This window comes from Microbacterium sp. NPDC087591 (assembly GCF_044743625.1).
Classification (GTDB): Bacteria; Actinomycetota; Actinomycetes; order Actinomycetales; family Microbacteriaceae; genus Microbacterium.
The window spans coordinates 100,104-120,124 of the sequence record NZ_JBIUWU010000004.1 but is presented as its reverse complement, the minus strand read 5'-3'; the positions used below and the strand labels follow the sequence as shown (position 1 = coordinate 120,124).

Annotated in this window: 16 protein-coding genes; 8 read left to right on the top strand and 8 right to left on the bottom strand. The window is 70.0% G+C overall.

Features of this window, described 5'->3' with window-relative positions; all coding sequences use genetic code 11:
- Positions 1 to 121: 121 nt before the first annotated feature.
- On the top strand, positions 122 to 1,522 hold the full coding sequence (locus ACIOVG_RS18285) for a threonine/serine exporter ThrE family protein (protein WP_400876747.1): 1,401 nt from the start codon (positions 122 to 124) through the stop codon (positions 1,520 to 1,522).
- A gap of 37 nt (positions 1,523 to 1,559) precedes the next feature.
- Here ACIOVG_RS18285 and ACIOVG_RS18280 read toward each other — a convergent pair whose 3' ends face one another.
- From ACIOVG_RS18280 to ACIOVG_RS18250, 7 genes are all read right to left on the bottom strand, one after another.
- Positions 1,560 to 2,648, bottom strand: a complete 1,089-nt coding sequence (locus tag ACIOVG_RS18280) for an alkene reductase (RefSeq protein WP_400876744.1) — start codon at positions 2,646 to 2,648, stop codon at positions 1,560 to 1,562.
- Between the two features lie 225 nt (positions 2,649 to 2,873).
- Positions 2,874 to 4,574 carry a long-chain-fatty-acid--CoA ligase gene (locus tag ACIOVG_RS18275; protein ID WP_400876741.1) on the bottom strand — a complete coding sequence of 567 codons (1,701 nt, stop codon included), beginning with the start codon at positions 4,572 to 4,574 and terminating at the stop codon, positions 2,874 to 2,876.
- A 175-nt stretch (positions 4,575 to 4,749) separates the two neighbouring features.
- Positions 4,750 to 5,643 (bottom strand): NAD(P)-dependent oxidoreductase, encoded by an 894-nt coding sequence (locus ACIOVG_RS18270; protein ID WP_400876738.1) that lies wholly within the window; start codon positions 5,641 to 5,643, stop codon positions 4,750 to 4,752.
- Positions 5,644 to 5,884: 241 nt separating this feature from the next.
- The gene (locus tag ACIOVG_RS18265; RefSeq protein ID WP_400876735.1) at positions 5,885 to 6,367 is read right to left on the bottom strand and encodes a MarR family winged helix-turn-helix transcriptional regulator; all 483 of its coding nucleotides are present in this window, start codon (positions 6,365 to 6,367) and stop codon (positions 5,885 to 5,887) included.
- 54 nt (positions 6,368 to 6,421) lie between these two features.
- Positions 6,422 to 6,877 carry a MarR family winged helix-turn-helix transcriptional regulator gene (locus tag ACIOVG_RS18260; RefSeq protein ID WP_400876732.1) on the bottom strand — a complete coding sequence of 152 codons (456 nt, stop codon included), beginning with the start codon at positions 6,875 to 6,877 and terminating at the stop codon, positions 6,422 to 6,424.
- Between the two features lies 1 nt (position 6,878).
- On the bottom strand, positions 6,879 to 8,615 hold the full coding sequence (locus ACIOVG_RS18255) for a DHA2 family efflux MFS transporter permease subunit (protein ID WP_400876729.1): 1,737 nt from the start codon (positions 8,613 to 8,615) through the stop codon (positions 6,879 to 6,881).
- Positions 8,616 to 9,187: 572 nt separating this feature from the next.
- Entirely contained in the window at positions 9,188 to 10,579 is a 1,392-nt protein-coding gene (locus tag ACIOVG_RS18250; RefSeq protein WP_400876726.1) for a PucR family transcriptional regulator, read from the bottom strand.
- Between the two features lie 116 nt (positions 10,580 to 10,695).
- On the opposite strand from ACIOVG_RS18250, the gene ACIOVG_RS18245 reads away from it, so the two are divergent.
- A complete protein-coding gene (locus ACIOVG_RS18245) occupies positions 10,696 to 11,793 on the top strand; it encodes an alcohol dehydrogenase catalytic domain-containing protein (protein ID WP_247631221.1) in 1,098 nt (365 codons plus the stop codon).
- Positions 11,794 to 11,915: 122 nt separating this feature from the next.
- A complete protein-coding gene (locus tag ACIOVG_RS18240) occupies positions 11,916 to 13,289 on the top strand; it encodes an APC family permease (protein ID WP_400876892.1) in 1,374 nt (457 codons plus the stop codon).
- Between the two features lie 138 nt (positions 13,290 to 13,427).
- Here ACIOVG_RS18240 and ACIOVG_RS18235 read toward each other — a convergent pair whose 3' ends face one another.
- The gene (locus ACIOVG_RS18235) at positions 13,428 to 14,429 is read right to left on the bottom strand and encodes a serine hydrolase domain-containing protein (RefSeq protein WP_400876722.1); all 1,002 of its coding nucleotides are present in this window, start codon (positions 14,427 to 14,429) and stop codon (positions 13,428 to 13,430) included.
- A gap of 178 nt (positions 14,430 to 14,607) precedes the next feature.
- On the opposite strand from ACIOVG_RS18235, the gene ACIOVG_RS18230 reads away from it, so the two are divergent.
- From ACIOVG_RS18230 to ACIOVG_RS18210, 5 genes are all read left to right on the top strand, one after another.
- Entirely contained in the window at positions 14,608 to 15,237 is a 630-nt protein-coding gene (locus ACIOVG_RS18230) for a phosphatase PAP2 family protein (protein ID WP_400876719.1), read from the top strand.
- A 65-nt stretch (positions 15,238 to 15,302) separates the two neighbouring features.
- The gene (locus tag ACIOVG_RS18225; RefSeq protein WP_400876716.1) at positions 15,303 to 16,265 is read left to right on the top strand and encodes an ABC transporter ATP-binding protein; all 963 of its coding nucleotides are present in this window, start codon (positions 15,303 to 15,305) and stop codon (positions 16,263 to 16,265) included.
- A complete protein-coding gene (locus tag ACIOVG_RS18220; protein WP_400876713.1) occupies positions 16,252 to 17,019 on the top strand; it encodes an ABC transporter permease in 768 nt (255 codons plus the stop codon). Before ACIOVG_RS18225 ends, ACIOVG_RS18220 begins: the two co-directional genes overlap by 14 nt.
- Positions 17,016 to 17,696, top strand: coding sequence for a TetR/AcrR family transcriptional regulator (locus tag ACIOVG_RS18215; protein WP_400876710.1), 681 nt, complete (start codon positions 17,016 to 17,018; stop codon positions 17,694 to 17,696). The genes ACIOVG_RS18220 and ACIOVG_RS18215 overlap by 4 nt, the downstream gene beginning before the upstream one ends.
- Positions 17,666 to 20,020: an FtsX-like permease family protein gene (locus ACIOVG_RS18210; RefSeq protein ID WP_400876707.1), complete on the top strand. Its 2,355-nt coding sequence runs from the start codon at positions 17,666 to 17,668 to the stop codon at positions 20,018 to 20,020. The genes ACIOVG_RS18215 and ACIOVG_RS18210 overlap by 31 nt, the downstream gene beginning before the upstream one ends.
- The last annotated feature ends 1 nt before the right edge of the window (position 20,021 follow it).

Below are 20,021 nucleotides of genomic sequence, written 5' to 3'. Positions count from 1 at the left end.
GAGTGCACGACTTCGCGTCGAGTGCACGGCCTCCCCGCGCGGATACCCCGTGCAGTGGACAGGAACCCGTGCACTCGGCGCGCGCCGACGCGGGACAGCACGCGCGGGAGACAATGGAAGCATGTCCCCGAAGTCCCCGCGGCGACTGCTCGCCTCCCTCGGCAGGATCGTGCACAGCGACCCCTCGTCCGTCGCACTCACCGAAGTGATGCCCGTGATCGACGAGGGCATGGTGCCCAAGGTGCTGGATCTGTCGACCCGCATCGGCGAGTCGATGTTCGCGGTCGGCGCCTCCGCGCACGAGGTCACCCTCGCCATCACGCGCGTGTGCGATGCCTACGGGCTCCGCGGCGTGCAGGTCGACGTCACGTACAACTCGATCACGGTGTCGTTCCACCTCAGCGGCGAGGTGTGGCCGGAGACGCTGGTGCGCGTGGTGCGTGTGGCGGCGCCGGATCACGCGAAGCTGCAGCGTGTGCAGGCGCTGGTCTCGGACATCCGCGGCGGCCTCGACCTGGAGTCCGCCCGCACCGCGTTCCGGGTCATCCGCCGCGTGCCGTTCCGCTACCAGCAGCCGGTCGTCGTGGTCGCGCGCGCCATGCTCGCGGTCGGGGTGAGCATCCTGCTCGGCGCCTCGCCGCTCATCGTGGGCCTGACCTTCGTCGCCGCCCTCGCCGCCGCGCTCACCCAGGCAGGGCTCGCGCGCCTGCGCGTGCCGCTGTTCTTCAGCCAGATCGCCGGAGGGTTCGTCACCACCGTCGTCGCGGTCGCCGTGTCGGCGCTGGGGGCGGCGGGGATCGAACCGTTCGTCGACATCCGGCCCTCGATCATCGTCGCCTCGGGCATCGTGCTGATGCTCGCGGGGCTCACCGTGGTCGGTGCGGCGCAGGATGCGATCGACGGGTTCGCGCTGACCGCCGGGGGCCGCATCCTCGACCTCACGATGCAGACCCTGGGCGTGGTGATCGGCATCCTGGTCGGGCTCGAGCTGGGCACCGTGCTCGGCTTCACGATGGAACTGCCGGATGATCCGGCACCCTTCGGCCCGCTGCCGAGCGTGTTCGCGGGCGCGATCATCATCGCGGTCGCCGTCGCCGTGTTCAACGGCGCCGGTATCCGGATCATCCTGGTGAGCGCGCTGCTGAGTGCCATCACGATCGCCGGCTACACGCTCGCGACCGCTCTGAACCTGCACCCGGCTGCGGCGAGCGCGATCGGCGCCCTGCTGGCGAGCTTCATCGGCGTACTGATCGCGCACAACTTGCATGTGCCGTCGGTGGCCGTGACGACCGCGGCGATCGTGCCCCTGGTTCCCGGTGTCGCGGTGTTCCAGGGATTGCTCGAGATGGTGCACACCGACGGTTCCGCCTCGGATGTCGTCGGCGCCGGCAGCTCGCTCATCTACGCCGCGATCATCGGCGTCGGGCTCGCCTCCGGCGCGTCACTGGGTCTCTATCTCGGCACTCCCGTGCGGGCGACGCTCGGAAGCGTCGCGAAGACCCGCGCCCGCGTGCGACGCTGAGCGCTCCGGCCCGCTGAGAGCTCAGGCCCTCGCGCGCTCAGGCCCCCGCGCGCACCGTCTCGAGGAACGGGTAGTCGGTGTAGCCCTCGGCGGTGAAGCCGTAGAACAGCTCGGGGCGGGGCTCGTTGAGCTCCGCATCCTGCAGCCAGCGCTCGACCAGGTCGGGGTTGGCGATGACCGGACGCCCGGCGGCGACTGCATCCGCCCAGCCCTCCTCAACGAGCTCCTCCGCCTCGACACGGGAGGTCGGCACGGCGAACCCGGTGTTGACGATCAGGGGCGCTCCGGCGGTACGACGGATGTGCTGCACGAGCTCGCCGGTCGGCGCGGCCTGGAGCACGTCGACGAACGCGAGGCCGAGCGGGGCGAGTCCTTCGGCGACAGCGGAGTAGGTCGCGCGGACATCCGCGTCATCCTCTTCGAGCACGCCTTGGATGTTGTGCTGCGGCGAGAGGCGGATGCCGGTGCGGTCCGCCCCCACGGCCTCGGCGACCGCCGTGGTGACCTCGATCGCGAAGCGCGCGCGGTTCTCGGGCGATCCGCCGTACTGGTCGTCGCGGACGTTCGACACCGGCGACAGGAACTCGTGCACGAGGTAGCCGTTCGCGCCGTGCACCTCGACACCGTCGAGTCCGGCGGCGATCGCGTTGCGCGCGGCCTGCGCGAACTGCTCGATCACGGCGGGGATCTCCTCGGCGGTCAGGGCGTGCGCGACGGGCAGGTCGGCCTTGCCCTCGGGTGTGCGGGTCTGCCCCGGCGCGGCGAGAGCGCTGGGTGCCACGACCCGCGGCTCCCCCGAGATCGCCGGGTGACCGACGCGTCCGCCGTGCATGAGCTGCATCACGACGGTGCCGCCGGCTGCGTGCACCGCATCCGCGATGCGCCGCCATCCCTCGATCTGCGCGGGCGTGACGATGCCCGGCTGTCCCGGGTACGACTTGCCCTCGGCAGCGGGCCACGTTCCCTCGGTGATGATCAGGCCCACGCCGGCGCGCTGCCGGTAGTACTCGACCATCACATCGGTCGGCACACCGTCGGCGTCGGCACGCGTGCGGGTCAGCGGCGCCATGACGACGCGGTTGGACAGCTGCAGGGCGCCGAAGACGGCGGGCTCGTAAAGACTCACAGTGGGAGGTAAGGCACAGGCGGCGTGAAGTATTCCCTGCGCGGTGGCTCCTCCCCCTGGTCTCTGGCTCCTCCCCCTGGTCTCGCAGACGTCGCAGATGGCCGCTTCGACGCTGCGGATGCGACCATTCGCGCCCACTGCGTTCGGGCAGGGGGCGCAGGTGGTCGCCTCATGGACGTGGATGCGACCGTTCGCGCCCACGGGAGTCCTGCGCCGCAGACCAGGTCACTCCCCGTCCAGCATCCGCTCCCGCACCTGCCTCCGCAGGACCTTGCCGATCAGCGAGCGGGGAAGGTCGTCGACCGCGACGATGCGCTTGGGCACCTTGTAGGGCGTGAGCCGGGTGCGACAGAAGTCGCGCAGCGCACTCACGTCGAGTTCGGCTCCGTCGCGCAGCACGACGGCTGCGGCGACCTCCTCGCCTCCGCTGGATCGCGGCAGCCCGACGACGGCCGCAGCGACGACGTCGGGATGCGCCTCCAGCGCGTCCTCCACCTCGCTCGGCGACACGTTGAAGCCCCCGGTGATGATGAGCTCCTTGAGCCGGTCGACGATCGTCACGAACCCGTCCTCCGACACCTCGGCGATGTCCCCCGTGCGCAGCCATCCGTCGGCGAGCAGCACATCGGCGGTCTCACCGCGCCGCCCCCAGTAGCCCTGGAACACCTGCGGACCGCGGATGAGCAGCTCACCGCGCTCCCCGGTCGGCAGGTCGATGTCGGTGTCATCCGGATCGACGACGCGGATCTCGGTGCTTGGGAATGGCACGCCGACGGTGCCGGGACGACGGGTCCGCCCGATCGGATTGCCGAGCGCCACCGGCGAACTCTCGGTCATGCCGTACCCCTCGACGAGCAGGCCACCGGTCGCCTCCTCCCAGCGCTGCACCGTCGCGACCGGAAGGCTCATCGCGCCCGAGATCGCGAACCGGACGGTCGAGAGGTCGATGGTTCCGCGGGCGGCCGCGCGGGCGAGCTGGTCGTAGATGGGCGGCACCGCCGGGAGGAACGTCGGCGGACTCGTCCGCGCCGCAGCGGTGACCAGCCCCAGGTCGAACGTCGGGAACAGCACCAGTTTCGCGCCGATGCTCATCGCGAAGGTGAGGCAGAGGGTCATGCCGTAGGCGTGGAACAGCGGCAGCACCCCGTAGAACGTCTCCTGTCCGTCGACCAGTCCCGGCACCCAGGCGCGCCCCTGCATCGCGTTGGCGCGCAGGTTCGCGTGGGTCAGGATCGCGCCCTTGGGCACCCCGGTGGTGCCGCTCGTGTACTGCAGCAGCGCGGTGTCGCTCAGCGTCGGCCCGGGGATGCGGCGCGAGAGCCTGCGGTGATCGACCAGCTTCTTCCAGGCGACCAGATGCCGCGCCTTCGGAGCAGCGGTCAGCTTGGCGCGCGACTCGCGGGCCTTCGGCACCGGCAGGCGCAGCAGCAGACGCTTCGACAGCGGCATCGCGGCCGTGAGGTCGACGCTCACGATGTGCTCGACGGTGAGGTCGGACGGGAAGCCGGAGACCGTATCGGCGACCTTGTCCCACACGATGGCGACCCGAGCGCCGTGATCCTCGAACTGATGCCGCAGCTCGCGGGCGGTGTAGAGCGGATTGTGTTCGACCACGATCGCCCCCAGGCGCAGCGTCGCGTAGAAGGCCACGACGTGCTGCGGGCAGTTCGGCAGCACGAGCGCGACCCGGTCCCCCGCGCCGACGCCCAGGCGCCGCAACCCCTCAGCCGCACGCTCGATCTGCTCGCCGAGCTCCCGATAGGTGGTGACGGCGCCGAAGAACTCGAGAGCGGGGCGTCGCCCGAACGTGCGCACGCTCGCCGCCATCATCTCGGGCAGGGTCTGTGTCGGCTGCTCGATCTCCGCGGGGACCCCCTCCGCATAGGAGCTGAGCCACGGGCGGGAGTCGTACGGGTGGGACGTCATGCATCCATCCTCCCTCGCGCAGGTGTCGCAGTGGTCGCGAATGGTCGCCACCAGCCTGCGGAGGCGACCGTTCGCGACCACCCACGGTCTGGGAGGCGTCGCGGAACGCCGCTTCAGGGCTGCGGATGCGACCATTCGCGACGCCCGGAGCAGAGCGCTGCGCGGCCTTCGACCCTCACGACCCCGTGTGCCCTGCCGCATCCCGCGCCGCGACAGCGTCGATCACCGAGCTCATGTCGATGCGCGCGTTGCCGAGGTCGACGGCCTCGCGATACAGCTCCTCGGCGACGTCGAGCAGCGGACTCGCGACCCCCTGCGCCCGCGCGGCCTCTGAGACGAGGCGCGCGTTGGCCAGGCCGTCCTCGGTTGCCGCCTGCACGCTGAACTCCCGCGCGGAGAGCTTGGGCAGCTTGGCGCGGGTGATGTCGCTGGCGAGCTGACCGGAGTTCAGCGCCTCGCTCAGCACGTCGAGATCGAGGCCGTGCCCATCGGCGAAGTGCACGGCCTCCGCGCGACCGGCGATGCTGATGACGAGATAGTGGTTCACGGCCAGCTTCATGAGCAGCCCGTGACCGACCGGACCGCAGTGGATGACGGTCTTCGTCAGAGGCTCGAGCAACGGCGCGACCTCCGCGGCGTCGTCTGCGGCGCCCCCGACGAGTGCGACGAGCCGGCCCGCCTCCGCCGGAATCCGCGACCCGGACACAGGAGACTCGACGAATCTCCCACCCGCAGTGCGGATGTCGGCCGCGAGGCCACGCGAGTACTCCGGCGAGGTCGAGCCGGTGGAGACGATCAGGTGCCCAGCGACCCGTTCGGCGAAGGCATCCGTCCCGCGACCGAGCACCTCATCGGTGACGCGCTCGTTGACGAGCATCAGGAACAGCGTGGATGTGCGGCGGAACACGTCCTCGATCGACGCGGCCACGTCCGCACCGGCGGCGCGCAGCGGCTCCGTGCGCGCACCCGTGCGATTCCACACGAGCAGGGGGATGCCGGCGTGCGCGAGGTTGAGGGCCATGGGCTGCCCCATGACTCCGAGCCCGATGAATCCGATGCGGTCGTCCATGGTTCCGTCCCTTCGTACTGCCGACGTTCAGTTTCCCGGCACCGGCGCGCAGCGCGCCGGCTTCGGAGGCGTCGCACATGGTCGCTTCGCGGACGCGGATGCGACCACTCACGACGCCCGCGCACCGGGAGGCGTCGCAGATCGTCGCCTCCCGGCCGGGGACGCGACCATTCGCGACCACTCCAGGATCACGGAGGGGCGACCAGGGCGCGGGGCACCCCACGCCCTGCGCAGCATCTCCTCAGTCACCGAACGCGGCGAGCAGCTCGGCGAAGTGATCGAGGTCAGCGGCCGACCATCTCCGCAACCGCTCCCCGAGGCGTGCCTCGTACCGCGACCGCGCGAGCGCCACCCGCTCCTGCGCCAGCTCGGTCGCGACCAGCACGCGCGCCCGGCGGTCCTCCGGGTCACGGACGCTCTCCACCAGTCCCAGCTGCTCCAGCTGACGCACGTGGCGGCTGACCGCAGACTTGTCGGTCTGCAACCGCTCGATGATGGCTCCGGCAGAGGTGGCCTTGCCCGTCGCGATCGAGGTCAGCACCTGGTATCCCAGGGGCTGCAGATCGGGATGCACGGTGGCCGCGGCTTCGCGCCAGCTCACGCGGATCCGGGCGAAGAGGCGCCCCAGCTCGTGCTCGACGCGCGAGACCGCCTGGTCGAGATCGGAGCCTTCGGCGGAGTCCGGCGCGTCGGTGCGGGCGGGGTCGTCGGACGCGGCACTCATGCTCGCCAGCATACGGCGAAGCCCCCGCCGTCGGAGAGACGGCAGGGGCTTCGATCACACCTCGGACAGCAGCCGGAAGACCTTCGACGCGGCTGCGATCTCGTCCTGCGTGAGCCCGGCCACGACCGTGCGCAGGCGGGTGGCGTGGTCGCGGCGCAGCTCGGCGAGTGCGGCACACGCCGCGGGCGTCGCCGTCAGCACGCGCTGGCGGCCGTCGCGCTCATCCGGTCGGGACTCGAGCAGCCCCAGCTCCTCCAGCATCCGCACCTGGCGGCTGATGACGGACTTGTCCATCTCGAACTTGTCCGCGAGCTCGTGGGCGTTCGCCTGCTCCGCACGTTCGATGAACGTCAGCAGCTTGTAGCCGCCGACCTGCAGCTCCGGATCGATGCGGGCCGCCGACTCTTTCCACAGCGTCCGCGTCCGCGCGAAGATCAGGTTCAGATGGGTCTGCAGGTCGCTGAGGGCCGAGTCGACGTCCGACGACATCGCCGCTTCCGAGGTGACCATGTCAGCGCCCCGGCTCCCGGTCCTCGCGTTCGAGCACGGTCACCGATGCGGTGGGCGTCGACGTCGACTCGGCACCGGCGATCCGGATGGAGCCGGTGGCCATCGAGGCGCCGACCTCGGCCTCGGCGACCTCGATCACCGACTCCTCTGCCTGCTCGCGCAGCTGCTCGGCGGCGTTCTTGGTCGACAGCGGCTTGTTCTTGATGAACGCGATGGCGATGATCGAGATCACGGCGAGCGGGATGGCGATGATGAAGGCGTCGGCGATGCCGTGACCGTATGCCCCCTCGACGATCGCGCGGATCGTGTCGGGAAGCTGCGTCACCTTCGGCACATCACCCGAGGCGAGGTGCTGCAGCGCGTCGACCTCGTCCTGCGTCGTGGGGGTGAACCCCTTCAGAGCATCGGTCATGTAGCTGGCGACGCTCGTCGAGAGCATGGCGCCCATGACCGTGACACCGATGGTGCCGGCGATCGTGCGGAAGAAGTTGACGTTCGACGACGCCGCGCCGAGCTGCTGCGGAGGCGTGTCGTTCTGCACGATGAGCGTGAGGTTCTGCATGACCATGCCGAGACCGGCGCCGAGGACGAACATGTAGACGGCGACTAGCGGGAACGGGGTGTCATAGCGCAGCGTCGACATCAGGCTGACGCCGATCGTGGTGAGAGTGGCGCCCGTGAGCATCCAGCCCTTCCACTTGCCGAAGCGGCTGACGAGCTGACCGATGATGATCGACGCGCCCATCTGACCGATGATCATCGGGATCGTCATGAGGCCCGACTCCGTGGGCGTGGCACCACGGGCCAGCTGGAAGTACTGCGCGAGGAACACCGAGGTGGCGAACATCGAGACGCCGATGGCGATCGAGGCGATGACCGACAGCGTGAAGGTGCGGCCCTTGAAGAGCGACATCGGGACGATCGGCTCCGTGACGAAGAACTCGACCGCGATGAAACCGGCGATCGCGACACCGGCGGTCACCGCGAGCATGATGCTCGTCGAGGAGTCCCAGTCGAACTGGCTGCCACCCATCGAGACCCAGATGAGGAGCGTCGAGACGCCGACCGCGAGCAGCACGATGCCGAAGTAGTCGATCGACACCTTGGTGTCACGCTGGGGCTTCGGCAGATGCAGCGTGAACTGCAGCAGCACGAGGGCGAGGATCGCGAACGGGACGCCGACGAAGAAGTTGGAGCGCCAGCCCCACACGTCGGTGAGGAGTCCGCCGAGCAGCGGGCCGCCGATGGTGCCGAGGGCCATGATGCCGCCGACGACGCCCATGTACTTGCCGCGCTCGCGCGGAGAGATGATGAGGGCGACGGCGATCATCACGAGCGACATCAGGCCACCGACGCCGATGCCCTGCACGACGCGCACGGCGATCAGCATGTTGGTGTCGGTCGAGAAGCCGGCGACCACGGTGCCGACCGTGAAGATGATGAGCGAGAGCTGCACGAGGATCTTGCGGTCGACCAGGTCGGCGAGCTTGCCCCAGATCGGGGTGGACACGGCGGTGGCCAGCAGGCTCGCCGTGATGACCCAGGTGTACTGGGACTGGGTACCGCCGAGGTCGGCGATGATCACCGGCATCGAGGTCGAGACGACGGTGCCCGAGAGCACCGCGACGAACATGCCGACGACGAGGCCGGAGATCGCGGTGAAGACCTCGCGAGGCGAACGCGTCGCCTCGGAGACCGGAGAGGAAGAAGGTGTTGTCACGGGGAAGAGCTCCTGCATAGAAAGTTGATAAGAATCAACTATACGCCTATTAGTTGCAGAAAGGCAACTATGGACCCCGAGCAACGATCTGACCACAGGAAGGCGAATGCGTCGAGGAGGAGATTTCGCCGCAACGCGGCCTACGCTGGCGGATTCGCCTACCGCGGGGACACGCCAGGGGCGACGGATGCCGCTAGCCAAGGCGCTATCCACTCGGAAGCACCGCGCCCGAGCGGGGGAAATTCGACCCTCAGGAAACTCTCAGCAAAAACTCGTGTCCCCCATTTGGGGGACACGAGTTTTCGCGCTATTCTCGATCAACGTAGCTGGGGCTACACGGGTGAAGCGTCTGGGGCGCAGAACCCACAAGCAAGGAACAGAGGCGCCACCCCTTGGTGGCAGCACCCCTCGAGAATCCGGCTGGGGAGCCGGAGAACTCGAGAGGGGCGCCTGTTCCCCGCGACGGTCGGTGCGCACCCGAGCGACACCGATCTCCCATCGCGGAACACCCCGTTGCGGGCCTCGTCACCCTGGACGAGGCCCGCAAGGGGTCAGGTCATGGTGCGTCCGCCGCCACTGCCACGCGCCGCCTACGCCTGAGCGCGCAGCGCGATCCAGGCGGCGGCCCGGTCGTCGGGGCTCGACATCGACAGCCCCGTGAGCTGCTCGATCCGGCGCACCCGAGCGGCCAGCGTCTGGCGATGGACCCCGAGTCGCGCGGCCGCCGCGCCCCACGCGCCGTTCTCGGCCAGGAAACCCCGCAGCGTGTCGATGAGGTCATCGTCGCGGAGAGGTTCCAGCACCGATGCCAGGCGACGCGCATCGGGCGGGGACAGCCGGTCGAGCACCAGGTCGATGGTCGGCATGCCGCGATAGCGCACCACCCCTCGCCCCTCGGCGACGGCGACCTCGTGTGCGCGTCGCGACTCCTCCGCCGAGCCGGCGAGCGCGTCGATGGGGGCGGGAGATCCGAGGCCGAGGTGCAGCGGCACCGAGAACGCCGCAGCCCGCCGCGCGATCTCCTCGACATGCTCCTCGCGCGCGAAACCGGCCACCACCCCCTGCGAGGGCGAGAGCAGGTGCGGGGCACCGAGATCCTCCAGCCAGTGGATGACGACCCGCTCCGCATCCACGTCGGATGAGCGTGCCGAGAGCGCGAACGCCGCCAGGGTGCGATCGCGCACGCCCCAGTCCTTCGCCAGCGTGAGGGCGGCGGGTCCGCCTTCTTCGAGGACACGCATCATCGTGGCCCGGCCGAGCCGTTCCGTGCGACTGCCGTCATGGGTGCGCAGCAGCAGGTCGAGCAGAGCCGCGGCCTGTGAGCTCAGGTCGCGCGCCCGGCTCGTCGATCCGCTCCGAGCGGTCACGACCAGGAACGCCGACATGTCCTCGTCCGTGCCGACCGGGTGCACCTGCAGCGCCCGGCTGCGCACCCGCACCGGACGGTTGAACGCGACGGCGACGGCATCCCCCACATGCAGCGCCCCCGCACCGGCCGAGGCGATCGGCTGCGCGTCGCGGTCGAGCAGCACCGCCCATCCGTCGAGACGTCTGGCGAGTTCTGCGACGACGCCGGCCACTCCACTGCGGCGCGCCGCAAGCGCCAGCACCTTCGTCGCGGCGAGCACAGCGCGGTCCTCGGCCGCCGCATCCGTCGCGAGCAGCGCCTGCAGGGTGGGGAGCACGACCGCGGGCTCCATGGCGGGGTCCATGATCGCGGTGACGCCATCGGGCACCGGATCGAGGCTCCCCGTCACGACGACGACCGCGAGCCGGAGCGGGGCGCCACGGTCGTCGCTGTCGAGAGCGGCGACGACGTCCGCAGGGTCGCCGACGACGAGGGTCGCGAACTGCGGATGCGGCACGACCGCGAAGTCCGCGAGCGGAACGACGCTCGACACGGCTGCGCGGGCACCCAGCGCACCACCATCGACGAGGGTCCCGCCCAGGAGGCGGGCGATCGACGCCAGGTCTCGGGCCATACCCGAAGTATAAGGAATGTCGATCTCATCCACTCGCACTCATCATTTTGATGAATGACACGGAGGCGCGCGCGTTCCTACGATGGGGCCCGACCTACACGAACGAAGGGGGCCACATGCAGGCCATCGTATTCCGCGACACCGACAGCCCGATCGAGCACACCGAGGTGCAGCTCGCCCCACCGGCTGCCGGCGAGGTGCGCGTGAAGATCGCCGCCGCGGGCGTCTGCCACTCCGACCTGCACGTCAAGCGCGGAGAGTGGACAGCAGCGGCACCGATGGTCATGGGCCATGAGGGCTCGGGCGTGGTCGTGGAACTGGGCGAGGGAGTCACCTCGCTCGCGGTCGGCGATCATGTCGTGCTCAGCTGGGTGCCGCCGTGCGGCGAGTGCCGCTACTGCCGCTCCGGCCACGAAGCACGCTGCCAGAAGGTGGCGACGGTCGTCGCCCCGCACGGCGTGCTGTTCGACGGCACCTCGCGCCTGAGCAAGGACGGCGAGACGATCCACCACTACCTCGGCGTCTCCTCGTTCGCCGAGGAGGTCGTGGTCCCCGCCTCCGGTGCCATCAAGGTGCGTGACGACGCTCCGCTCGATGTCATCGCCGTCGTGGGGTGCGCGGTCGCGACCGGCGTCGGCGCGGTCATGAACACAGCCGGCGTCGAACCCGGTGCGCTCGTCGCCGTGATCGGATGCGGTGGCGTCGGCCTGAACGTCATCCAGGGTGCGCGCCTGGCCGGCGCCGAGCGGATCGTCGCGATCGACGTCCGCGAGGACAAGACCCGCCTGGCCGCGCAGTTCGGCGCCACCGACCAGATCGTCGCCCCCGACGGCGACGCGGTCGCACAGCTGCGTGCCCTCCTGCCCGACGGCGTCGACTACGCCTTCGACGCGATCGGCCGCACCGTCACGACCGAGCAGTCCATCGAGATGCTCGGTCTCGGCGGCGCCGCCGTGATCGTGGGGCTGCCCCCGACCGGGGCCCGCGCCTCGTTCGAACCGCTCGTGCTGGCTGAAGCCGACCAGCGCATCCTCGGCTCGAACTACGGGTCGGTGCGTCCGGCCATCGACATCCCGGCTCTCGTCGACCGGTACATGGACGGGCAGCTGATCCTCGATCCGCTGATCTCCTCGCGCCGCCCCCTCGCCGAGGCCGCCGAGGCGTTCGCCGAGCTCGAATCCGGCCAGGCGCTGCGCACCCTCCTCATCCCCTGACCCGCACTCCCTCCCCCATCCGTACTCCGACAAGACCCGATACGAAGGAGCACCCCTTGACCACGACAGCCCACCAGCAACCGCCCGGCGCGCCGACCGACGCGGGCCTGCGCCGCGGCGTCATGAGCGGCCCCGAGCTGGCCGCCCAGGCGATCGCCAACATCGCCCCGAGTGCGGTGATCGCGTTCACCGCCGCCGCGATCTTCCTCGGCGCCGGCAACGGCACCATCTACGCGTTCGGCCTCGCGACGATCGTGATCCTCTGCGTCGGCTACTGCGTCGTGGTGTTCGCTCGCAAGCACGCCTCCGCCGGCTCGCTCTACACCTACGTGTCGAAGGGCCTCGGCCCCGCAGGCGCGTACCTCGCCGGTGCGACGCTGCTGATCGGATGCTTCGGCATCGCGGCGGCATCGCTCATGGGGTCGGTCTCGTACATGAGCCAGTTCCTGACACTGCTCGGCGTTCCCGCATCCGGCCTCGGCTGGAGCATCGGGCTGGCGATCGTGCTCGGCGGTCTCGCGACGCTGTTCACCATCCGCGGCATCCGGCTCTCGGCGCGGGTGTCGCTCGTGCTCGAGCTCCTGTCGGTCGCGATCATCCTGGTGCTGCTGATCTCCGCGCTCGTGTGGGCGGGCCCCGGAGCCTGGGACCCGGCACAGCTGCTGGCCGAGGGGTCCTCCTTCCAGGGCATCGCCGCCGGCATGGTGCTCGGAATCCTCGGCTTCGTCGGCTTCTCCTCGGCGGATGCTCTCGGTCGCGAGGCGAAGAACCCGTACAAGGCCATCCCCCGCGCCATCATGTGGAGCGCCCTCACCGTCGGCATCCTCTACGTCTTCGCGGCGTACACCCAGATCGCCGTCCTCGGCGATGACCTCGCCACCGCGGCGAGCCCGCTGGAGAGCATGTCCGAGCTCATCGGAATGCCGGCCTGGTTCGCCCCGGTGCTGACGTTCGGTGTCGCGGCGTCGTTCTTCGCCGTGGTCGTCGCGCCACTCAACGTCATCGGCCGCATCGTCTACGTGATGGGCAAGGAGGGCGTCGTGCACGAGCGGTTCGGCCGCACGCACGAGCGCCACCTCACCCCGCACCGCGTGCTGCTGGCCGCCGGCGCCCTGGCCGTCGTCGTCGACATCGTGTTCCTGATCGCGGGTGCAGACCCCATGGAGATCCTGGTCTGGGTCAACACCTGGGGCACCTACGGCTACATGGTCGCGTACGCGCTGGTCGCGATCGCGTGCGTGGTCTACACACAGCGCGCCGGCATGCGCAACGGACTCGTCTGGGTCTGCGCGACCATCGCGGTCGCCACCATGGCCTACGTCTTCTTCGCGAACGTGTTCCCGGTTCCGGCGTTCCCGTTCAACGTGATCCCCTACGTGTTCATCGTCTGCGTGCTCGCCGCGCTCACCCGGTACTGGTACCTCAAGGCCCGCCAGCCCGAGGTGATCGCCCGCATCGGCAACACCGAGACGTCGGCGATGGACGGAGTCGGCTGATACGGCATCCCCCTCCGTATCAGCGGCTGCGAGATGTGACCCGAATCCTCGTCTCGCAGCGGTGAAGGCCCCGCCTCCCCGTCTCCGGGGAGGCGGGGCCTCCTGCTGCACCGTCAAGTCACCGCCGGCATGCGGCGGTCACGACCATTCGATCGCTCCCAGCACCGACCACGCCCCCTCCGAGGAGTTCGCGATGACGGTTCCGGTCACACCCGAGACGGGGTCGTGCCAGGTGCGGCCCGAGACGCCGGCGTCGTACCCCTCGAGCAGAACGGTCTCGGATTCCCAGCCGCGCCAGAAGCCGCGACCGTAGCGCATCTCCTCGTCGTCGACGGAGTGCAGAGGTTCCGTGAGCGTGCGCAGCGTGCGCTCGGAGACGATGCGGTGGGCGAAGAGCGCCGCCCAGAAGGAATGCAGATCGCGCGCCGTTGTGGCAGCGCCGCCGTCTCCGTTGCCCCGCACCGGCAGGTGCAGCACATTCGTCCTGTCGTCGGTGTCGCCGAGGTAGCCGAGAGCCAGATCGCCGGGCATGTCATCCGTCCGCGGGTAGCCGCTCGATGTCATCCCCGCGGGAGAGAACACCTTCTGCTGCACCAGCTCGTGGAACGGCACGGACGACGCCCGCTCCGCGATCAGCGCCAGCAGCACGAAACCGCTGTTGCAGTATGCGAACCGCTCCCCCGGCGTACTGACCTGCGGATGCCCGTCGAGCACCGGGATGAACGCCTCGGTGTTATCGAGCTCGTGCAGCGGGCGATCGATCACGTAGTCCGTGATCGATCCGGTCGTCTCATCGATGTAGTCCCCGATGCCCGAGGTATGGGACAGCAGGTGGTCGACCGTGACGGCGTCGTCGACGAGCGGAAGATCATCGCCCAGAAGAGGGCGCACCGGAGTGTCGAGCGCGAGGACGCCGTCATCGATGAGCGCCCCCACCGCCAGCGCGGTGAACCCCTTTCCGATGCTGGCGACGAGGCAGCGGCTGTCCACCGTCATGGGGATGCCACGAGCGCGATCGGCGGAACCGTAGGCGCGGGCGAAGGGCTCCGCATCGGGTGCGTCGACGCGGATGACTCCGCTGAAGCCCGCATCCAGGGCGGCGTCGTGCAGTGCTGTGGTCGTGTCGTGCGGCGAGGTCATGGGAAGAAGAACCCTCTCGATCGTCGGGACGAAGCGCGAGTCGCGCAGCGCTCAGCGGAGGTCGCTGTACATCGATGCAATCATGGCTCGAGCAGACGCGCATCCCTCTCCGGGATGAACGCCTGATACCCCCGGAGGCCGATGCGCACCGCCTCCTCGCCGCCCTACCGTCGAGATCATGACTCCCCGTGCGCTTCCTCGTCGCCTGCTCCTGCCCCTCGTCGCCGTCGGCGCGACCGCGCTTGTGGTGCTCGTCGTTCCCGTGCCCGGCAGCCTGAGCGTCGTGGCCACACGATCGCTCGCCGGCCTGGGTGCCGACTTCGCGCACATCGACCTCGTCTCGGAGGTCGGACTGGCGACGCTCGCGCTTGCCACCGCCGGCGCCATCGTCCTCTCGTGGCTGCGGCATCCCGAACGCCGGCTGACGACCAGCGTCGCGGCGCTCGGCGTCGTCGTCGCCTATGCCGCGAGCGAGGCCGCCAAGCTGCTCTTCGCCCAGGCCCGTCCGTGCTCGCGGTGGGCCATCGCCGGCGACTGCCCTCCGGCGGGCGATTGGTCACTGCCGTCGAATCATGCGACCCTCGCCTTCGGCGCGCTGGTCGTCATCGCCTTCGCCGCCGGCCGAGCATGGATCGTGTGGACGGGTGCCGCGCTCGCCACACTCGTGGCCGCCGGCCGGGTCGCCCAGGGCGTGCACTATCTGCACGATGTCGCACTCGGAGCGGTGTTCGGCCTCGCTCTTCCGACGGCGCTCGTCGCGATCGTCGTGACATCCATGCAGCGCGTGAAGCGCCGGACGAGCAGGTAAGCACACGCCTTCTCTCGCCACGTCGGTTTCCCGAAGTCGGGATTCATACTCTACAGTGTAGAAATATGAACAGGGCGAGGAGACCGGCACGACTGGAGATGCGCGGCATCCGCAGATCGTTCGGCGAGCGCGCGGTGCTGCGCGGCGTGGACCTGCGAGTGGAACCCGGACAGATCCTGGGACTGCTCGGCCCCAACGGCGCGGGCAAGTCGACACTGATCGCCATCGCCGACGGCACGTCGACCCCCGACGCCGGTTCGGTGACGGTCGACGGCATCGACCTGCTGACCCATCGGGAAGCCGCCGCCTCCGTGATCGGCAGCGCACCGCAGAGCCTCGGGATCTATCCGACGCTGAGCCTGCAGGAGAACGTGCGGGCGTTCGCCCGGCTCCACGGCCTGCGAGGCCGCGCGCTGCGCGCGCGATGCACCGAGGTCATCGAGAGCCTCGGACTCGCACCGAGCGCCCGCCTCGCTGCCGAGCACCTGAGCGGAGGCCAGAAGCGGCGTCTGCATCTCGCGATGGCGCTCACGCACGAGCCGCGCCTGCTGTTCCTCGACGAGCCGACGGTCGGCGCCGATGTCGAATCGCGTCGGCAGATCCTCGACCTCGTCCGCCGGATCGCCGCCGAGGGCGCCGCCGTCGTGTACACGACGCACTACCTCAACGAACTCGAGCAGCTCCCCGCCCGCATCGCGATCCTGCACAACGGCATCCTCGAAGAGCGAGGCACGGTCGACGACGTGGTGCACGCCCAGGGCGGCGGCGCACTGCGCGTGCGGGTGCCGGGCGATGCGCCGGCACCGGCCGGGTGGGTGCGCGAGGGCGAGTGGCTGGTCGGTGCGCCGGCGCCGAGCACCACGGGAGAACTCCTCGCCGACCTCGTCACCGGGCTCGGCGAGCGCGCCGGGGGCATCACCGATGTGCAGCTCTCCCGTCCGACGCTCGAGAGCGCCTATCTGCGGATCCTCCGGGAGCACGAGCCCCGATCGATCTCGACCACGGAGGTGCACGATGCTGCGGCATAGCCTGGCGGTCGCCGCGATCGACGCCCGCATCCTCCTCCGCGACCCGTCACCGGTCGTGGTCATGACTGTGATCCCCCTCGTCTTCGTGCCGTTCTTCACTCCGGGAGCGCGCGCCCAGCTCGTCGCCGCCGGCTATCCCTCCGCCTCGGGGGTCGAGTACGCCGTGCCCGGCCTGGCGGTCCTGTTCGCTCTGCTGTGCGTGCAGCAGGTCATCACGGCGTTCTTCCGCGAACGCCAGTGGAACACGTGGGATCGGCTGCGGACGTCTCCGGCGCGTGGCACCGACCTGCTCATCGGGAAGTCCCTGACCGCATTCGGCGCACAGCTGCTGCAGCTGGTCACGGTGCTCGTCGGAGGCGCGCTGCTCTTCGGGTTCCGCCCGACCGGCTCCCTTCCCGCCCTCGCCCTCGTGCTCGTCGCCTTCTCCGCCGCCATGATCGGATTCGGGCTGCTGCTGGTCTCGGTATCGCGTTCGCTCGAGTTCGCGCTGGTCATCGGCAATGTCATCGCCATGCTCATGGCCGGTGTCGGTGGAGCGTTCGGACCGGTCGACGCCCTTCCGACGTGGATGCAGACGATCGCGCCGGCATCGCCGGCCTATTGGGCCCTGCAGGCGATGAGTGCGATCACCCTCGATCGGGCGGACCTGCACGATGTCGCCGGGCCCGTGCTGACGCTCCTGGCCTTCACCACCAGCTTCGCAGTGCTCGCCGCGCTCGCTCTCGCGCTGCGTGCACGGAAAGGAACCTCATGATGACTCCCCGACCCGAGCGGGTGTCCCGCCACGACGTGCTCTCCGCCGCCCGCGAGATCGTCGATGCGCAGGGCCTGGAGCAGCTGACGATGCGGCGTCTGGGCACGGCCATCGGCGCGGACCCGATGACCGCCTACCGGCACTTCGCGGGCAAGGCCGAGATCGCCGCGGCCCTCGCCGACGAGTTCTGGGTGGGGCTCTCTCTCCCCTCCCCCGCGGAGTCCGCGGACTGGCGCTCCTACGCGCTGGCGCTCATGCGCACGATCCGCACCGAGCTCGCGGCGCACCCGGGCCTCATCCCGATCGTCTCAACGCATCCGATCACGTCACCGGCGGCCCTGACGGTCGCCGACGAGGCCGTCGGCGCACTGCTGGATCGAGGCGCTCCGGTCGATCCGTCGCTCGGCGACCTCGTCAACGTGCTCGTCATGGTGACGGTCGCCTCGGCGATGGGAGAGTTCGCGGCGCCGGCCGGAACCGAGTCGACAGAAGCGGATGCCGCGCACGCGGAGGGGAACCCTGCTGAGCACGACGACGAGGCGGAGCTCCTCGCGGCGCTGCCCCATCTCGGACGCGTGATCGCCGCCGGATGGGCTCCCTCCGCCGAGCGGCAGTTCGAGGCGGGCGTCACGGCGATCCTGCACGGGTGGAGCTTCTCGCCGCCGTCCGCACCCTGATGGACCTCACGAGCACGAGGCGCCTGACCGCCGCCCGCATCCGACGGAACCCTCTGAGCAGCATCGCGCTGATGCTGCTGATCGCGATCAGTGCGGCGACCGCAGGCGCGGGCGTCTTCGCCCTGACCTCGTCGATCGGCGCGACCGACCGGCTCTTCCGCCTCGCCCAGGCGCCGGATGCCGTGCAGATGCACGTCGGCACGATCGACACCGATGCACTGGACTCCTTCGCCGCGGCGAACACCGACATCGTGCGCGACCATCAGGCCCAGATCGCGCTCCAGCTCGACAACCTGGCGCTGCGCGTGGACGGGGAATCCGACGTTGCCAGAGCGGGCGTCATGGATCTGCTGCTGGTCACGCAGAGCCCGCGGTTCGATCTCATGCTGGACTCGGACGGGCATCCCGCGACCGTGCGCGACGGCGAGATCGCAGTGCCGAGCTACTACGCCAGCGCCTATGCACTCGCCCCCGGCGACACGGTCGAGCTCGTCATCGACGGGGTGGCACGGCCGTACGCGGTGTCGGATGTCGTCCAGGACGCCCAGATGGGCCCTAGCCTGGTCAACTCCAAACGCTTCGTCATCTCCCCTGGCGACTGGCAGCGACTCTCCGGCAGCCTTCCCGAAGAGCACATCCTCACCTTCCGCCTCGTCGAAGGTGCGGGCGACCGGTTCGCCGAGGCCTATCGCCTCGCGCAGCTGCCCGCGAACGGCGCCGCCGTCGACGGCGCTCTCCTGCGCCTGATCACCGCGCTGTCCGACGGGATGGTCGCGATCGTCACCATCCTGCTGAGCCTGATCCTGTTGTCGATCACGCTGCTCTGCCTCCGGATCATGGTGCTCACCGCGCTCGAGGAGGATGCACGGGGGATCGGCGTGCTCCGCGCGATCGGCTTCTCCCACCGCGACGTGAGAGGCACCCTGCTCATCGGCTACGCCGTGCATGCCGCCGCGGGATCGATCGTGGCGCTGCTCCTCGTCTGGCCGGTGTCGTCGCTTCTGACGAGCCAGGCGAGCGCCACGCTGACGGGCCCGCAGGGCGGAGTCGTGTCGGCCGCGACGATCATCACCGTGGTGGTCACGTCCATCCTGCCGGTCCTGGTCGCCGCGCAGTTGCTGCGGGGCATCCGCCGCATCAGCCCGCTGGCTGCGCTGACCCGACCGCAGGTGTCGCCGCAGACCGGGCGCCGCCCGCGACGACTCCGGTGGGATCTCCCGACGCCCGTCCCCCTGCGCCTCGCCCTGCGCGGCCTGACGTCGCGACCCGGTGCCGCCGTGCTGCTGATCGCGATGGTCGCGTGCGCGGTCACGCTGTCCGCCCTGCCGCTGCGGGTGACCCAGACGATCGCGGCACCGGACTTCGTCACGGTCATGGGGGTCGGACAGAGCGACATCCGAGCCTTCCTCCGCGCAGGTGGCGACGCGGAGGCACCGGAGCGACTCGAGCGGTCGCTGGACCAGGACCCCGACATCGAACGGTTCGTGAGCGCGACCAGCTACCGGGTCGACGTGGTCGCGGGGAACGACCGTGAGACCATCGCGCTGGAGGTGGGCGATACCTCTCTCTTCCCCGTCGCCTACGTGCAGGGCACGGGTCCGAGCCTCCCCGGCGAGATCGCACTGTCGACGCTCGCCGCCGAGAAGGCGGGAGTCGGGGTGGGGCAGTCCGTCGAGGTGACCTCCGGCGACGCCAGCCGCAGCTTCCGGGTCACGGCGATCTATCACGACATCACCAACGGCGGACGCTCCGGAAAGGCCGCGTCGTTCGACGAGGGCGCGGGAGCGCCGCTGTGGCGGACGGTGCTGATCGACGTGCGCGACGGAGTGGATCAGCACGCGAAGGCCACGGCGCTGTCGGGAGACCATCCCGCGGCGTCCTTCACCGAACTGGATCGCTTCGTGAAGTACACCCTCGGCGACACGGTCGAGCGGATGCAGGCGGCGTCGATGGTCGCCGGAGGCTCAGCGATCGTGGTGATGCTCCTGGTGTTCGCACTCCGGGGGCGACTGGAGTGCGCGCGTGACGAGGCGGACCTGCGGCTGCTGCGGCTGCTCGGATGGCCCGGGGGCGCGGTGCGCACCGTCCCGCTGATCCGTGCCGCGATCGTCGCCGCGCTCGGGCTCCTCCTCGGCGGGGTCGTGGCGGAGACGCTCGGCCCCTCGGTGCTCGGCGCCATGCTCTCCTCGTTCGGCGGCGGGACGACCGCGCTCACCCCGCCGAACATCCTGCCCGTCGCGGCCGCGGCGAGCGTGGCGGCGGCGGTGCTGGTCGGCACCTCGATCGCCTCCCTCGCTCTCCCGACCCTTCGCAACGAAAGCTGAG

What these genes read in the sequence shown, in the direction of transcription:
- ACIOVG_RS18235 (WP_400876722.1), bottom strand. Translation starts at nt 14,429, where the DNA reads ATGACCTCGCCGCACGACACGACCACAGCACTGCACGACGCCGCCCTG.
- ACIOVG_RS18215 (WP_400876710.1), top strand. Translation starts at nt 17,016, where the DNA reads ATGATGACTCCCCGACCCGAGCGGGTGTCCCGCCACGACGTGCTCTCC.
- ACIOVG_RS18225 (WP_400876716.1), top strand. Translation starts at nt 15,303, where the DNA reads ATGAACAGGGCGAGGAGACCGGCACGACTGGAGATGCGCGGCATCCGC.
- ACIOVG_RS18220 (WP_400876713.1), top strand. Translation starts at nt 16,252, where the DNA reads ATGCTGCGGCATAGCCTGGCGGTCGCCGCGATCGACGCCCGCATCCTC.
- ACIOVG_RS18265 (WP_400876735.1), bottom strand. Translation starts at nt 6,367, where the DNA reads ATGAGTGCCGCGTCCGACGACCCCGCCCGCACCGACGCGCCGGACTCC.
- ACIOVG_RS18230 (WP_400876719.1), top strand. Translation starts at nt 14,608, where the DNA reads ATGACTCCCCGTGCGCTTCCTCGTCGCCTGCTCCTGCCCCTCGTCGCC.
- ACIOVG_RS18250 (WP_400876726.1), bottom strand. Translation starts at nt 10,579, where the DNA reads ATGGCCCGAGACCTGGCGTCGATCGCCCGCCTCCTGGGCGGGACCCTC.
- ACIOVG_RS18275 (WP_400876741.1), bottom strand. Translation starts at nt 4,574, where the DNA reads ATGACGTCCCACCCGTACGACTCCCGCCCGTGGCTCAGCTCCTATGCG.
- ACIOVG_RS18270 (WP_400876738.1), bottom strand. Translation starts at nt 5,643, where the DNA reads ATGGACGACCGCATCGGATTCATCGGGCTCGGAGTCATGGGGCAGCCC.
- ACIOVG_RS18245 (WP_247631221.1), top strand. Translation starts at nt 10,696, where the DNA reads ATGCAGGCCATCGTATTCCGCGACACCGACAGCCCGATCGAGCACACC.
- ACIOVG_RS18240 (WP_400876892.1), top strand. Translation starts at nt 11,916, where the DNA reads ATGAGCGGCCCCGAGCTGGCCGCCCAGGCGATCGCCAACATCGCCCCG.
- ACIOVG_RS18255 (WP_400876729.1), bottom strand. Translation starts at nt 8,615, where the DNA reads ATGCAGGAGCTCTTCCCCGTGACAACACCTTCTTCCTCTCCGGTCTCC.
- ACIOVG_RS18285 (WP_400876747.1), top strand. Translation starts at nt 122, where the DNA reads ATGTCCCCGAAGTCCCCGCGGCGACTGCTCGCCTCCCTCGGCAGGATC.
- ACIOVG_RS18260 (WP_400876732.1), bottom strand. Translation starts at nt 6,877, where the DNA reads ATGGTCACCTCGGAAGCGGCGATGTCGTCGGACGTCGACTCGGCCCTC.